This window comes from Thiomicrospira aerophila AL3 (assembly GCF_000227665.2).
GTDB classification, from domain to species: Bacteria; Pseudomonadota; Gammaproteobacteria; order Thiomicrospirales; family Thiomicrospiraceae; genus Thiomicrospira; species Thiomicrospira aerophila.
Genome location: NZ_CP007030.1, coordinates 589,316 through 604,441, shown reverse-complemented (window position 1 = coordinate 604,441; position 15,126 = coordinate 589,316). Strand labels below are relative to the sequence as shown.

Annotated in this window: 16 protein-coding genes; 11 read left to right on the top strand and 5 right to left on the bottom strand. The window is 46.1% G+C overall.

Translation table 11 applies throughout. The features are described 5' to 3' along the window. Nucleotides 1–11: 11 nt before the first annotated feature. From nrdB to THIAE_RS02795, 5 genes are all read left to right on the top strand, one after another. Nucleotides 12–1,145 (top strand): class Ia ribonucleoside-diphosphate reductase subunit beta, encoded by a 1,134-nt coding sequence (nrdB, locus tag THIAE_RS02815; protein WP_006459385.1) that lies wholly within the window; start codon nucleotides 12–14, stop codon nucleotides 1,143–1,145. Nucleotides 1,146–1,269: 124 nt separating this feature from the next. Beyond that, nucleotides 1,270–1,845, top strand: coding sequence for an RNA polymerase sigma factor (locus THIAE_RS02810; RefSeq protein WP_006459386.1), 576 nt, complete (start codon nucleotides 1,270–1,272; stop codon nucleotides 1,843–1,845). Next, nucleotides 1,842–2,528: a DsrE family protein gene (locus THIAE_RS02805; RefSeq protein ID WP_006459387.1), complete on the top strand. Its 687-nt coding sequence runs from the start codon at nucleotides 1,842–1,844 to the stop codon at nucleotides 2,526–2,528. Before THIAE_RS02810 ends, THIAE_RS02805 begins: the two co-directional genes overlap by 4 nt. A gap of 128 nt (nucleotides 2,529–2,656) precedes the next feature. Continuing rightward, nucleotides 2,657–3,100 (top strand): DsrE family protein, encoded by a 444-nt coding sequence (locus THIAE_RS02800; protein WP_006459388.1) that lies wholly within the window; start codon nucleotides 2,657–2,659, stop codon nucleotides 3,098–3,100. A gap of 127 nt (nucleotides 3,101–3,227) precedes the next feature. Next, nucleotides 3,228–4,445 carry an IS256 family transposase gene (locus THIAE_RS02795; RefSeq protein WP_006461071.1) on the top strand — a complete coding sequence of 406 codons (1,218 nt, stop codon included), beginning with the start codon at nucleotides 3,228–3,230 and terminating at the stop codon, nucleotides 4,443–4,445. Nucleotides 4,446–4,479: 34 nt separating this feature from the next. On the opposite strand, the gene THIAE_RS02790 is transcribed toward THIAE_RS02795, so the two are convergent. Both THIAE_RS02790 and THIAE_RS02785 read right to left on the bottom strand, forming a co-directional pair. Further along, the gene (locus tag THIAE_RS02790; protein WP_006459986.1) at nucleotides 4,480–4,773 is read right to left on the bottom strand and encodes a P-II family nitrogen regulator; all 294 of its coding nucleotides are present in this window, start codon (nucleotides 4,771–4,773) and stop codon (nucleotides 4,480–4,482) included. Nucleotides 4,774–4,775: 2 nt separating this feature from the next. Further along, nucleotides 4,776–5,789 carry a sodium-dependent bicarbonate transport family permease gene (locus THIAE_RS02785; RefSeq protein ID WP_006459985.1) on the bottom strand — a complete coding sequence of 338 codons (1,014 nt, stop codon included), beginning with the start codon at nucleotides 5,787–5,789 and terminating at the stop codon, nucleotides 4,776–4,778. 124 nt (nucleotides 5,790–5,913) lie between these two features. Between THIAE_RS02785 and THIAE_RS02780 the strand changes: the two genes are divergently transcribed. Then, complete coding sequence (locus THIAE_RS02780; protein ID WP_006459984.1) at nucleotides 5,914–6,813, top strand: LysR family transcriptional regulator; 900 nt, start codon at nucleotides 5,914–5,916, stop codon at nucleotides 6,811–6,813. Here THIAE_RS02780 and THIAE_RS02775 read toward each other — a convergent pair. Next, complete coding sequence (locus tag THIAE_RS02775; RefSeq protein WP_006459983.1) at nucleotides 6,810–8,159, bottom strand: dihydroorotase; 1,350 nt, start codon at nucleotides 8,157–8,159, stop codon at nucleotides 6,810–6,812. The two genes, THIAE_RS02780 and THIAE_RS02775, sit on opposite strands and share 4 nt — an antisense overlap. Nucleotides 8,160–8,193: 34 nt before the next feature. After that, nucleotides 8,194–8,577, bottom strand: a complete 384-nt coding sequence (locus THIAE_RS02770) for a thiol-disulfide oxidoreductase DCC family protein (protein ID WP_006459982.1) — start codon at nucleotides 8,575–8,577, stop codon at nucleotides 8,194–8,196. Between the two features lie 243 nt (nucleotides 8,578–8,820). Between THIAE_RS02770 and THIAE_RS02765 the strand changes: the two genes are divergently transcribed. The 5 genes from THIAE_RS02765 to THIAE_RS02745 are packed head-to-tail and all read left to right on the top strand — an operon-like array spanning nucleotide 8,821 to nucleotide 14,019. Then, nucleotides 8,821–10,278 carry a c-type cytochrome gene (locus THIAE_RS02765; protein ID WP_006459981.1) on the top strand — a complete coding sequence of 486 codons (1,458 nt, stop codon included), beginning with the start codon at nucleotides 8,821–8,823 and terminating at the stop codon, nucleotides 10,276–10,278. Further along, a complete protein-coding gene (locus tag THIAE_RS02760) occupies nucleotides 10,278–11,516 on the top strand; it encodes a hypothetical protein (protein WP_006459980.1) in 1,239 nt (412 codons plus the stop codon). Before THIAE_RS02765 ends, THIAE_RS02760 begins: the two co-directional genes overlap by 1 nt. A 7-nt stretch (nucleotides 11,517–11,523) precedes the next feature. Next, complete coding sequence (locus THIAE_RS10500; protein ID WP_157868694.1) at nucleotides 11,524–11,970, top strand: c-type cytochrome; 447 nt, start codon at nucleotides 11,524–11,526, stop codon at nucleotides 11,968–11,970. Continuing rightward, nucleotides 11,967–13,274, top strand: a complete 1,308-nt coding sequence (locus tag THIAE_RS02750) for an NAD(P)/FAD-dependent oxidoreductase (RefSeq protein WP_006459978.1) — start codon at nucleotides 11,967–11,969, stop codon at nucleotides 13,272–13,274. The genes THIAE_RS10500 and THIAE_RS02750 overlap by 4 nt, the downstream gene beginning before the upstream one ends. Nucleotides 13,275–13,290: 16 nt before the next feature. Then, nucleotides 13,291–14,019 carry a c-type cytochrome gene (locus THIAE_RS02745; protein ID WP_006459977.1) on the top strand — a complete coding sequence of 243 codons (729 nt, stop codon included), beginning with the start codon at nucleotides 13,291–13,293 and terminating at the stop codon, nucleotides 14,017–14,019. Between the two features lie 155 nt (nucleotides 14,020–14,174). Here THIAE_RS02745 and THIAE_RS02740 read toward each other — a convergent pair whose 3' ends face one another. Beyond that, nucleotides 14,175–15,050, bottom strand: coding sequence for a hypothetical protein (locus tag THIAE_RS02740; protein ID WP_006459976.1), 876 nt, complete (start codon nucleotides 15,048–15,050; stop codon nucleotides 14,175–14,177). Nucleotides 15,051–15,126 lie beyond the last annotated feature (76 nt).

The window sequence follows — 15,126 nt, the reverse complement described above, 5'->3', positions numbered from 1 at the left end:
AGGAAATCACTATGAGTTGCCAAGAAAAAATGACCTATTCCACTTTTTGTCGCAGTCAAAATGACGCGCTTAAAGAGCCGATGTTTTTTGGTCAAAATGTTAACGTGGCGCGTTACGATCAACAAAAATTTCCGATTTTTGAAAAACTCATTGAAAAGCAACTGAGCTTCTTTTGGCGTCCAGAAGAGGTCGATTTGTCGAGCGATCGCGCCGAGTTTGCCGCCCTACCCGACAATGAAAAACATATTTTCTTAAGCAACCTCAAATACCAAACGCTATTAGATTCGGTACAGGGGCGTTCACCCAACGTCGCGCTATTGCCGATTGTATCCATTCCAGAGCTCGAAACCTGGATTGAAACCTGGTCATTTTCAGAAACCATCCATAGTCGCTCCTATACCCATATCATTCGCAACATCGTGACGGATCCAAGCGTGGTATTTGACGATATCGTCACCAATGAAGAAATCGTTAAACGCGCGATTTCGGTCACCGAATATTATGATGAGTTGATTTTTTTAACCAACACCCTTTACTCGCAAGCCATTGATATTGAACAAGATGCGGTGTTTCGCAAAAAAATCAAGCGTGCGCTGTATTTAACCCTGGTGTCTGTGAACGTACTTGAAGCGATTCGCTTCTATGTTTCTTTTGCGTGTAGTTTTTCATTTGCCGAACGCTCGCTAATGGAAGGCAATGCCAAGATTATCAAACTGATTGCCCGCGATGAAGCCTTGCATTTGTCAGGCACTCAGCACATGCTCAACCTATTACGCAATGGCGATGACGACCCTGAAATGGCCGCAATTGCCGCTGAAGAAGAAGAGGCTATCATCAACATCTTTAAAGATGCCGCTGAACAGGAAAAGCAGTGGGCCGCGTATCTGTTCAAAGATGGCTCAATGATTGGCTTAAACACCAAGATTCTGCAGGACTATGTTGAATACATTACCAACGTGCGTTTAAAAGCACTTAACTACCCCACTATTTTCCAGCAGCGCAGCAACCCCTTACCCTGGATGAATAACTGGCTAGTCAGTGATAATGTTCAAGTCGCCCCACAAGAATCAGAAATCAGCTCTTATCTTGTTGGTCAAGTGGACACCAACGTTAGCAAAGATGACTTTGGTGGTTTTTCACTGTAACTAATCTACCAACGCAAGTTCATCTCAAGCGCCGCAAGGCGCTTTTTTATTAACCTTTACTAATGCATTCGCGACCCTCATTAATCTAAGCTAAAATTGAATTTCAATTTTTACAGGTCCCATTATGCTTAAATATGTTCAGCACTGGCTAAAACAATCAACCGCTAAAACCGATTTTAATTCATTGCTTAGTCAGCAGACTATACGACTCTATCAGCTCGCTTATGCCTGGACACATCAACCAAGTCTAAGCGAGGACCTAGTACAAGAAACGTTACTCAAAGCCATAGAACACAAAGACCAACTTAAAGAACTTGATCAGCTCTTACCCTGGCTCTGCAAAATATTACATAACCTTTATATAGATAAACTACGCTACCAACAGCAATGGCAATCGGTTACTGAGGAGGCCATAGACTTTCATTATCATCACCCTTCCAGTGAAGATGAATACCTTGCTGATGAAGCTATTGATAGCTTAGAGCAAGCCATGATCAAACTGACGGCCAGCCAACGCCAAATTATTACGTTGATCGATTTACAAGAACTAAGTTATCAACAAACGGCTGAAATCTTAGACATCCCGATGGGTACAGTTATGTCACGCCTATCTCGTGCTCGCAAAGAACTTGAAAGGCAGCTAATGACCAATAAACCAGCCAATAAAGATAATGTAATTGCCATGAGGAAACCATCATGAGACCTCACTTTAAACCCTATGAAATTGATCAATATGTTGACGATGAACTCGATATTAACGAGCGATTAGCTTTTGAAAAAAACCTCCAAAATGACGCTAATGCCAAGGAACAAGTGTGTGTCAAAAGACACATCAAAGCACAAATTTCACAACACTATAAAAAGATTAGCCCCCTAAATTCACACACAACGCAAACTGTTCATTTAACCCATTCCAAACCAAACATCATCCCTAGCTGGCGATACATTGCCGCAGGATTAGCAGGCCTGCTGCTTGGAATGATGCTCAATTTCTCCTACCCAGACCAAAATCACAATACGCCTATAGCACAGCCCTCGAATAAATTTGTCATTCATTTGGATAATAACCAGCAAGATAAAATGGTTGCGAGCCTGCAAAAGGCTAGTCAACTGCTTAATCAACAACCTAATACCCAAGTACAAATTATTACCAACCATGAAGGGATTGAGCTTTTTAATGCCCAAAATGCCATGGCTGATGAGATTATTACACTGGTTGAACAACATCAAAACCTTGAACTCATTGCTTGCCGAAGAACACTTGAAAGGATTGGACAGGAAGGCAAGACATTTAACCTACTACCTGCGGTCAGAGTGGATGAGCCAGCAGTCGATGAAGTAGTCAAACGCTTAAAGAGTGGCTGGACCTTTATTAAAATTTAACCATGTCATGATATATATTTAACCAATACAGACATCAGCAGCCTTGATGGAATAAAAAGGATCAAACTCCGTTATTACAATGAAGGTCACAAAACCTTTTACATTAAAAAATAACTGGGAGTCTACACATGAAAAATTTTGTCAAAGCTTTATTGGTTTCCTTTGCAGGACTGTTAACCCTTGGCAATATGCCAAGCTATGCAAACAGTTACGATGAACAAAAGGTGGTTTATCACGTCAACTATGGCGATGAACAACGCTACAGAGGCATGCTGGGTAACATTCAAAATCATATCAATGGTGTCGGTGAAGACCAAATAACCATTCATGTTGTCATGCACGGTGCAGGAATAGGTCTGCTCAACAGCGCCCATACCGATGAGTTAATTCAATCTCGAATTCTCAACCTAAAAGCACAAGGCGTAAACTTCAAAATCTGTGCGAATACCCTTCAAGGCAACAACATAGCTGTTAGTGAACTATTTGATGCCAGTGAAGCCGATATCGTCCCTGCAGGAGTTGCAGAAATTGCCGCATTGCAACAGCAAGGATTTGTTTACCTGCGCCCATAAGGCATTCCAACAATTCAAAAGGGACCTCAACAGGTCCCTTTTTATTGCAAGTAATCAATGAATCGAGCCTGTAAATTAAATTGTGTAAACGCTCATAGTTTAAAATCCCCCAAAAAGGAAAAATACTATGAGCCAATTCGATCAAGAAAAACTTAAAGCCATGGCTGCTGAGCTGGCCAAAGACGTTAAAACCCAAGCCGACTTATCTCAACTTTCCGCCGCACTGCTCAAAATGACCGTAGAAGCGGCTCTCGGCGCTGAGATGGAAGCTCACCTAGGCTATGCCAAACATCAGCCATCCGAGGGTGCTAACAGTCGTAATGGCTATTCCACCAAAACCCTCAAGGGCGACCATGGTGAGGTTGATATTAGCGTACCGCGAGACCGCGAAAGCACCTTTGAGCCCGTTATGGTGAAAAAGGGTCAGACGCGCTTGACCAGCATGGATGACCAAATTCTCGCCCTCTATGCCAAAGGCATGACCACCCGTGATATCGTCGCGACCTTTCAAGAGATGTATGGCGCGGAGGTTTCGCCCACACTCATCTCAAAAGTCACCGAAGCGGTGATGGAAAAGGTCACCCTTTGGCGTTCCCGTCCGCTCGATGAGGTTTATCCGGTGCTCTATCTCGACGGCATTGTGATCAAAGTCCGTCAAGACAAGCAGATCGTCAGAAAAACCATGTACGTCGCACTCGGCATCAACCTCTCTGGTCAAAAAGAATGCTTAGGGCTATGGCTGTCAGAAACCGAATCTTCCAAGTTCTGGTTAAGCGTATTGAATGACATTCACGCCCGTGGCGTGAAAGACATTCTTATCGCCTCGGTCGACGGTTTAACCGGTTTTCCCGAAGCGATTAGTGCTGTGTACCCTAAAACCGATGTGCAACTGTGTATTGTTCACATGGTGCGCAATTCACTCAAATACGTCGGCTACAAAGAGCGCAAGGCGGTAGCCACTGACCTCAAGCAGATTTACCAATCCGTTACAGAGGAAGAGGCTCTATTGGCGCTGGAGCAGTTCGAGACGAAATGGGATGCCAAATTCCCCAGTATCAGCCGTTCCTGGCGCAATCATTGGGACAATATCGCCACGGTATTCCAATACTCGCAGGCGATTCGTAAGGTGATTTACACCACCAATGCCATTGAATCCTTGAACTCAGTGATTCGCAAGGCGATTAAAAATCGCAAACTATTCAGTCATGACAATTCGGCCTTTAAAATCATCTTTCTGGCGATTGAATCAGCCTCAAAGAAATGGACGATGCCAATTCGTGACTGGAATGCAGCAATGAACCAGTTTATGATTCTGCATGAAGAACGCTTGCAAGCATATGTTTAACCCAACGAGCGTTTACACAGAATTATTTACAGGCTCAATGAATCACCCACATGGCATCCGACACTAAACACATGCCACCTAGGGACTTCAAGATGGGACGCACCTTCTCTACAATAGCCAAAGCCTCTTCATCGGTACAGGCTATTAACACATAGCTATTATCGAAGGTATTGCTAAAAATGTCGCCCCCTCTTAATCCCCTCTCGCCATTGCCGTAAGCCTCTTTAATAACGGTGTAACTTCGAATATTAATCTTAGCTAAAGAGGCCAATAAGTTATCTACTTCATGCGCATCCACAATAAACTCAACTCGCTTAACTGGTTTCATAATTAACTCCATAACAAACTAATAGCGGCAAAATACAACGGAATACCAATCACAATATTAAACGGAAAGGTAATACCTAACGACATACTAAAATACACACCCGGTTTGGCTTCTGGAATGGCATAGCGACAAATGGCAGGCACCACAATATAAGAACCACTCGCGACCAATACCGCCAATAACAAGGCATCACCCTGACCCATGCCCAATACATAGGCAAGACCAATCGCTAAACTGGCATTAAAGATAGGCATCAATGCAGCAAAACTGACTAAAAATGCATCTAAATCCTGCGTTTGGCGCAATTGACGCGCTACCAACAAGCCCATTTCCAACAAGAAAAAAGCCAGAATCCCTTTGAAAATAGCATCAGTAAAAGGTGCCATCATCGTTTTGCCGGCGTCGCCAGTGATGTAACCAATCACCAAACTCCCAATCAATAACAAGTGTGCACCATCAGTAAACGCCTCGTGCAGTACTGATTTAACTGAAATAGGTTCTTTCTGGCTGTTCGTGGTCACAGGCACACCGGCAAATGCTTCAGATTGTGCTTGTTGCTTGCGCACAATCGCAGCCAGTAACACCGCCATAATAATCGCAGGCGATTCCATGAGTACCATTGCCACGGTCATATAACCGCCAAAATCCACGCCATTATTAGTGAGATATTGTTGAGCGGCAATAAACGTCACGGCACTAATTGACCCATAGGTCGCCGCAATCGCCGCCGCATTAAAGGGTGTTGTGCGTTTGCGTAAAATTAAAAAGGTATAGGACGGTACTAAAAAAGCCATAAATAGCGCTGCAGCTATAGCAATCATTGCAGTGGATGTAAAACCACTGGCTGATAGCGCAACCCCGCCTTTAAACCCAATCGCGACCAACAAGTACAATGAAAAAAACTTAGCAATCGCCGGCGGAATTTCAAGATTCGACCTGACCGCCGCCGCAAACAACCCGAAAAAGAAAAACAATATCGCCGGGTCGATTAAGTTATTGATTAATGAAAAATCCATAACCCTCTCCTTATGTTAAAAACCATTAAACGAAACACTCGGGGCTATCCTATAGAGAAACGTGATAATATAAAAATGAATAATTTTTAATAAAACAATAGCCAACTGGCTATACAGAGGGCGTATGCGCATTACTCTTCGACAACTTCAAACTTTTGAAACGCTAGCTCGACGCCAAAGTTTCTCGCTGACTGCCCAAGAAATGCATGTCAGTCAACCCACGGTGTCGAAACAAATTAAGGCACTACAGGAAGAAATTGGCTTACCTTTGCTTGAACAATTCGGTAAAAAGATTTTTTTAACTGAAGCTGGCGAAACGCTTTATCAAACCTGTAACCAGTGGTTAAAAAGCTGGGATCAGTTTGAACAAACGATAGCCAATATGAAAGGGATGACCGCAGGACGCCTCAGAATTGCGACTGTCACCACCACCAAATATTTTTTACCCAAACTGATTGGTCAGTTTTGTCAGCACTACCCCGGCGTAGATATTCGTTTAGAAATTCTTAACCGTGAACGAGTCATGGAGCGTTTAGAACGCAATGAAGATGATGTGTATATTATGGGGGTACCACCAGACAACCCCAGGATTGAAGCGATGCCTTTTTTAGCGAACAGTCTGTTAATGATTGCCGCACTTAACCACCCCTTAACCAAACAAAAAAACATTCCTTTTACCCGAGTAGCACAAGAGCCTTTTGTTTTTAGAGAACCTGGCTCAGGCACACGCCTACAAATTGAAAAGCTGTTTGCGGAGCGGCATCAAACACCCGTTATTCGCTTAGAAATGGGGAGTAACGAAGCGATTAAACAAGCAGTTGCGGGTGGGTTAGGTTTGTCGATTCTATCTAGCAGTACGCTCATTCACGAGCAAAAAGATAACGAACTCGCTGTTCTGGATGTCGAGGGTTTTCCTATTAAACGCAGCTGGTATTGGGTGCAACACAAAAACAAAAATTTACCCATTATTGCACAAACTTTTTATCAATTCTTACTGGCCAATATCGATCAGTTTAAAGTTTAACGCGCAGCCTGCTCTACCACCAACGGCAAGCCCAGCTGCGTGTCATCAAATACACCTTGATGATAGGCCAAATGCCCATTCACCCAGGTGGATACCACTTGCGAATGCAACTCTGTGCCTTCTAAGGGCGACCAACCGCACTTATACAAAATATTGTCTTTCGACACCGTCCAGGGCTGGTTCAAATCGAACAACACCATGTCAGCATAATAGCCTTCACGGATAAAGCCCCGTTTTGACATACGATAAAAAGTCGCTGGATTATGGCTCATTTTTTCAACAATTTTTTCCAGCGAAATCACACCTTGGCGATAAAACTCCAGCATGATATTCAACGAGTGCTGCACCATCGGTGCGCCCGACATCGACTGAAAGTAAGGCTGATCTTTTTCTTCCTCAGTATGGGGTGCATGGTCGGTGGTAATAAAATCAATCCGATCGTCCAACAACGCCTGCATTAAGCCTTGGCGATCCTGCTCGGTTTTAATCGCCGGGTTCCATTTAATCCGCGTGCCTAAACGCGCATAATCCTGATCGTTAAACCATAGATGATGCACTGACACCTCAGTGGTAATCCGCTTCTTGGTGAGCGGAATATCATTACGGAACAACGCCGTTTCCGCTGCGGTGGTCAAATGTAATATATGCAAACGCGCGCTATGTCTGTTCGCCAACGCAATCGCGCGCTCGGTGGCTTCAAAGCAGGCCTGCTCACTGCGAATCAGCGGATGACACTCAATCGGCACATTGTCACCGTATTGTGCGCGATAGCGTTCTTCATTTTCTTCAACCAACTGTTCTTTTTCAGAGTGAATGGCAATAATCGCCGGACAACCGGCAAACAGCTTTTCCAGCGTTTCGGGATTATCCGCCAACAAATTACCTTTTTTGGTAAAATACAACCCATCATCTGACACCGCCAACAAACTCGAAGTATCGGTTTGCAGTACCTCATCTAAATTATCCCCATTCACCCCCAGAAAAAACCCAAAATTCGCCAAGGATTTCTGCGCGGCGAGAGCGTATTTTTCTTCTAGCAAGGGCATCGACAACACATTCGGACGCGTATTAGGCATATCAATATAGGAGGTCGTACCACCAGCTACCGCCGCACGACTCTCCGTTGCGATATCGCCCTTATGGGTCAAACCCGGGTCACGAAAATGCACCTGGCCATCAATCACGCCAGGCATTAGATACAGGCCGGTCGCATCGACTACCTCTAAGCCGTCTATCGAGGGAATAGTGCCCACCGCTGCGATAAACTGACCTTCAATCAATACATCAAGCTGTTGAATATGACCATCGTTAACGACCATAGCATTTTTAATCAAGGTTTTTTTCATCTAATGGAACATCCTGTTATATGAGGTAACTGAGTTAATCAAGCTTGCAGTGACTAAGACGTTTATAGCGCCAGGCCGCAAATAATTTATAGGCTATTCGTGCTAGCTGCAGCAGGCCTGGTAGTGCGACAATGCGTGCCAGCATCGACCAAACTCCACCCAACCCGCGCCAAATCACTAAAAAAGCATCAACGCCAAGATGCCAGTGTCCTTGCGCATCTTGCACGTGCAAATGTTTCAGCGCGGTTTGTAGGCTTATACCTTGCTGCGCTAAATCATCCGCAGACTGGGTAATATCAATCCATTCAAACACATCGGCAGGCTGAATTTTTTGATAATAGGCAATTTCACGCCGACACAAACCACATAAGCCGTCGTAATAAACGCGAATCAAACCCTTGATTTGGTGTTGAGCCACGATAGGTCTCCGTTAATAAAAAATATCTCTCATTATCTTGTTTGTAGCACTTTGTCGCAAGAGACCAATACAAGGATTAATTTTTCTTGACCTTTAATATAAAATTTACTGATACCCATATACAATATATTTATGTAGAATCCACAGTTGATGTCATCTTAAGACTTTTGTAATAGTCTCAAGACTTAAAAAAAATTAATATGGGTATTGAAATTATCTATCCATTTTCATGAGGATTTTACGATGGAACTCATTGGACTGTTCCCCACCTGGTACGAACCCGCAGTCGGTTCGGGCTGGGTGGTCGGCTTTATCGCCACTTTTCACATTCTCGCCTCACACACCTCGGTGGGTGCGGCCTTGTTATTTGCTTATCTGTCTTACCGTGCTTGGAAAGATGATCGTGATGACTATCTCGATTTTGTTAAAAAGTACGGGCTGTTTCTTTTGGTGTTTACCTATGTCGCCGGCTCGTTAACCGGGGTCGGGATTTGGTATTCCACCACGGTCGCCAGCCCGAACGGTATTGGCGCATTGATCCACTCGTTTGTGTGGAAATGGGCGACCGAATGGGTGTTCTTTGTGATCGAGGTGATTGGGATTTATATGATTGTGTATCTGGTCGGCAAGGTCGATAAGAAAACACATATGAAAATCTCGGTGATTTTTGGTATCGCCTCCTTCGCCACCATGGTGATTATTGTCGGCATTCTGTCGTTTATGATGGTGCCGGGCAAAGAAGCCTGGTTTGAAGACGGCGGTTATCTGCTTGGCTTCTATGGTGACAACACCTTTATTCAGTTGGCGATGCGTGCGATGTTTATGCTCACCATGACCGCCGTGGTCGGCGGCATTATTGTCGCCGGGATCAAAGACCAAGCGTTTAAAAAAGAAATGACCCGCAAACTCGGTTGGTTGGGGATTATCGCTACCCTGTTAGGCGCAGCCATGTTCCAGCTTTATCTGAACTCGGTACCTGACTATGCGTTATTGGTGATGGAAAACCGTTTGCCAGATTACTTTGGCCCAAGTATCGCCATCGTATTAGGCTTAACGATTGGTTATTTCGTGTTGACCATGGTGCAACCTAAGTTTTTGGTCAGCGGCTTTGCCGGCACCATGGCGATTGTGATTTTGGTCGCCGGGCTTTGGCCGGAAGAAACCGCGCGTGAATCCATGCGTAAGCCTTGGGTGGCGGGCCAATATGTGTATTCCAACCAAATCATCGGCCGTGATGTACCGGGCATGGATATTCAATCGCAACTGCCCTTGATTGAAAAAGTGGGCATTCTTAAAGCCCATCCGTTCACACCGGAACATCTGCAAACCGTGAATGACGGCAATAAAATCCAAGCCGGTGAATTTATCACCATGACCTATTGCGCTAACTGTCACTCGGTCAGCGATTCCGGTATTCGCCCGTTACATCGTTACTTCCCTGATCAGGTGAATGAAGAAGTGATGGCGCGCTATATCCGAGGCGCATTAGTGCCCGGCAATATTGCTTATATGCCGAAAATGCCAATGTTGGAATCGGAAGTGCAAGCCATTGCCGCTTACCTAACCAAAATGAACAATGACGGTTTAGCCGCCACCAATCTGGCGATTAGCGAAGAAATCGCTAACCGACAAGCCAAGCAATTGGCCGATAAAGCCGGTCTGGTGGTGAGCATGAAATCGTCTGCAGAGGAGATACAATAATGGAAGTCGCACAATTAACTGACATGATGTACGCCCTGCGCAATCCGGCGGGCGTGCCTTTTTACCCGATCGTATTTATCGCTTTGGGGGTGTTAACCTTCGCCATGCACATTTTCTTTGTCCAACTCATGCTGGGCACCGGTGCAATCACTGCCTACGGTGCGTTTAGCAATAACCCTTACTGGCAACGTCTTGCCAGTGCGATGCTGGAAATCGCCAAGGTTTCGGTCTCGGTGGCGATTGTGATTGGGGTCGCGCCACTGCTGTTTGTGCAGGTGGTCTACGACCCACAGTGGTATACCTCGAATGTGTTATCCGCACGCTGGGTAATTGGCTTTATTGTGATTATGATCATGGCCTACTGGCTGATGTATTACTACTATTTCCGCAATGGTAAATTTGGTCAGGGGTCGGATAAGCCCAAAGCACGCTGGTCGATTATTTCTAGCCTTGCGATCTTTTTGCTCGCCGGTTGGATTATGCACAGCCTAACCTCGCAAATGTTGCACCCTGAACTTTGGCAGCAGTGGTATATGCCCAATGGTGCAATGGATACCACAGGTTCACAATTGCATGCCAACAACCCTTGGCGCTTTGCCTTCTTTATCCTGATTGCGATTCCGGTTGCCGGCGCAATGATGGTGGCTTATCGTCGCTTTAAATCAGTGCGCGAAGATGCAGATCACGCCTATTTAAACTGGACAGCGGAATTAGGTAAAAAATGGCTTAAAGTCGGTTCATTATTGGTGTTAATTCCCTATCTTGGTTGGATGGTCACCCTGCCTGAAACCGCTGAAAACTTTGCCGGTTCCATCTGGAGCATCTTACCTGCGTTGGGCTTTATTGGCTTAGCGGTATGGTCACACCTACGTTTAAACGACGCTAAATCGATTTGTAACTATATGGTGTTGGCAATGGCGTTTATTGCGGTGTTATTGCCTTCCATTGGCCGCGAGGTGTTGCGTTATGACATTCTGAACGGTTTCTTTGGCTATAACTTTTTTGACTACAAAGTAATCATTGACTGGTATTCGACCCTATTGTTCTTCGGTACGTTTGCGGTCGTCGGTGGCGCGGTATTGGGTTACTTCCTCACCATTGCCTGGAAAGTCGGTCAAAGCAAAGGCGTGTATGTGCCAAGCGTCGCTGTTGACCGTGCCGGTACGATTGCCATCTGGATTATTTCACTATGGATGGTGCACTTCTTTGTGCTCGGTTTTTGGGTTTGGATGCAGTAAGGAGACAATGATGAAGATTAAAAATCAATTATTACAAAGCGCGCTGATCGCCTGCCTGACACTACCAGGCCTGGTGATGGCAGCCGACGCCAAACTCACTGATGAACAGGTGAATGAAATCAATGCCCAGTTCCCGATGCCAAGCGGCAAAATGCTTGGCGATAGCTGTGCCGCCTGTCATGGCACCCTGGGCGCCGAGTTTAACGAAGGCATGCCGCCGTTAGCGGGTATGAACCGCCAACACTTTATTGACCTGATGAAGGCGTTTCGCCAAGGCGATTTCCCGACCATAGTGATGCATGATGTCGCTTATGTGTACAGCGATGCTGAAATCGAGGCAATGGCGGATTATTTTGCCTCGCTACCGGCGGAACAATGGCCAGCGCCGAATGTGCGCGAATCGGCCTTTTTAAATCCTGACGGCACAATTAAACAAATCGGAGGTGCGCAATGAGCTCATCACAATCAACCCTAAGTCGTCGCGACCTAATTAAACGCTTTGGCGCCGCCGCGGTTGCCAGCACTGGCTTATTTGGTTTTAGCAACCAGGCCTGGTCAAGCAAGTCAGCGCATATTGTTATTGTCGGTGGTGGCATCGGTGGCGCTGCGACCGCGAAGTATCTGCGAATCGCGAATGCGGACGTCCGTATCACATTGGTTGAACCGAATCCGCAATACACCTTCTGCCCGGGCAGTAACGAGGTATTTAACGGTCACGAAACCCTTGAAAACCTGACCTTTAACTATGACACTATGCGCCAGCGTTATGGCGTCAATGTGATTCAAGACAAGGCGGTAGCGATTGACTATGCCAAGCGCCAATTACGTTTAGCCTCCGGCGAAAAAGTCAGCTACGACAAGCTGGTGGTTTCGACTGGGCCGGACTTTATCTATGACGCGGTCGAGGGCTATAGTGCCGCCCATGCCGCGGGTGATTTGCCACACGCATGGAAAGCCGGCGCACAAACCGCCAAACTGAAAGCGCAAATTGATGCCATGCCCCAAGGCGGTGTGTTTGTTATGTCATCTCCGGATGGTGCTTATCGCTGCCCCCCTGCCCCTTATGAGCGGGTCTCGATGATTGCCGATCAACTGTCGCGCACCAATCCCACCGCGAAGTTAATTATTCTCGATGCCAAAAACCGCTATACCTTCCAGGAGCACTATGAACACTACTGGAAAGAACGCTATGGCTTTGGCACCGAAAATGAAGTGATTAGCTGGGTGGCCGAAAAAGAAGGTGGCCGCGCGGTTAAACTCGATGCCGCCAATAAAACCCTCATCACCGCCAGTGGTGAAAAAATTAAAGCGGATGTCATCAACATTATCCCGCCGCACAAAGCATCAAAGTTTGCGATGGATGCAGGCCTGGCACAAGGCCAGCGTTGGGTGGATTTTGAAGCCAAAACCTTTAAATCCCTAGTTGACCCGAATGTCTATGTGATTGGCGATATGGTGAATGCCCCGATGTCGAAAACCGGCATGATTGCCAGCAACCAAGCCAAGGTGGTGGTGGAATCCATTGTTGCCGACTTGGAAGGCCGCGAACCCGGCACGCCGTTTATTGCGAATAACTGTGTGGCCATTATTTCCGATGACTATGGCATGACCATTGCCGACACCCATCGTTTTGCCGGTGACCGTTATTTGGTGCAACAGCGCATTTCAGAGGTGACGGATAACCCCTATGTTCGCCATATTCGTGCCGACTTGGCGAAAAACTGGCAACGTACTTTCCGCAAAGAAATCTTTCACTAGGGCCAAGGAGAATAACATGACCAAACCCAACCGTTTATCAAACGCCCTGGCCGGTGCATTATCCGCTTTGCTGATCAGCACCGCCGGTGCAAGCTTGGCGGCCGAACCTAAAGCTGCGGCTAAGACTTGGACGCATATTGAATGGAACCAAACCCTCAGCGAAATGCCGCAAGGTGACGCGTTACGAGGTGCCCAATTACACCGCGACGGCCTTTGTATGACGTGTCACGGTGATGCCGGTGTCGCGCCCTCACGCAATGCACCCAGCCTAGCCGGGCAAACCAAAGAATACACCTACAAAACCCTACTGGATTATCAATCCGGTTTGCGTAATGAAGGTGATGGCAAGGCCAAACTGATGCAAGCCGCCACCCTGCCGATGTCAAACCAAGACATGGCGGATCTCGCAGTCTATTATGCCCAGCAGGCGTTGCCGATTCGGGTCGCACAACCGGACACCGAACCAAAAATAGATCACATGATCCGCAAGGGTGAGGTGAGTCGGATGATTATTGCTTGCGCGTCTTGTCACGGCGCACATGGTGAAGGCAATGGCATTACCCCTGCCCTTGCCGGTCAAACCAGCGACTATTTTATGCGCACTATGCAGGCTTACCGTGACAAAAAACGCAGCAATGATATTCACGAAGGCATGGCGCAGTTTGCCTATGAATTGAGTGATGCTGAAATTCAAGCGCTCGCGGATTATTACGCCGGACTCGGTTATCAAGGAGGTGCCAAATGAACGGAATCAAAGCCATTATCTGGGGCATTATCCTCACCTTCGGCTCAATTACCCTCATCTGGCTTTTGAGCCTACTTACTGTTGTGTCAACTTAAACACAACAACATCCAAATCCTGCTCCTCAGGATAGCCCGCTTCGGCGGGTTTTTTAGTCCCTAAAATTGATAACGCACGCCTAATCCCGCGCCCACTGTTGGCTCAAGATCATACGTATCCTGTCTGTTGCCGCGCTGATTATAGGTTTCAAACTCATAGAAGGGAATATAACGCAAACTGGCGAATACTTCCCATGCCGGCGCAGGACGATGAATCAATCGAACATCGGTTTGCCAATTACTAATCTCAACATAACCATCGGCTTCAATGACACTGTCCTTTGCTAATTTTGCCAAGATTCGTTGATAGGCCAAGCCTGCGCTCACTTGCCAGTCAGCCGCAAAACCATAATTAACAAAACTACGCGGAAAACCGAGCGTGGCACTCCAGCCTTCAAACTCATTGGCGCGATAACTCAAACCCACCGCCGGTAAGATACGTGATTGCACAGGATGATAGCGGTAACTAAAACCAGCAATAATATCCAAATCCGGATTAAGACTATAAAAACCTAAGCTCAACAAATTGACACTGGTTGCATCATTAATCTGCTTTTCATAGTTCACACCCAGACCCAGTGTATTGAGCCAACGCCAATTTGGATTAATCCTGGCCATATAACCTGTGCTAATATTAAAGGATTCAAGCTGTTTTATCGGCTTGGACTGCTGGTCACCAAAAGGTAGCTCTGCTATATTTTTAGTATCAACATTCCAATGTTGGTAGTCCACGCTGATATAACGATTAGAGATCTTAAATTTAGCGACATCCAATGACAATTCACCGCGACTGTTGTCAAATCGTGACGATTGAAAATTATCATACTCAAATTCAATCGCGGGCTTCCAGGCCAAGGATTGATCATCATTAGCCGCATAAATGAATGTGTTATGACTGACCAGGCCTGCTAAAACGGCCATATATCGAATTTTCAAATCCAACCTCCAAGGTTATTTCACTAGGGTTTTGTGCCATCACGCTTGGCACACTAAGGTTTACATCAAAACACAA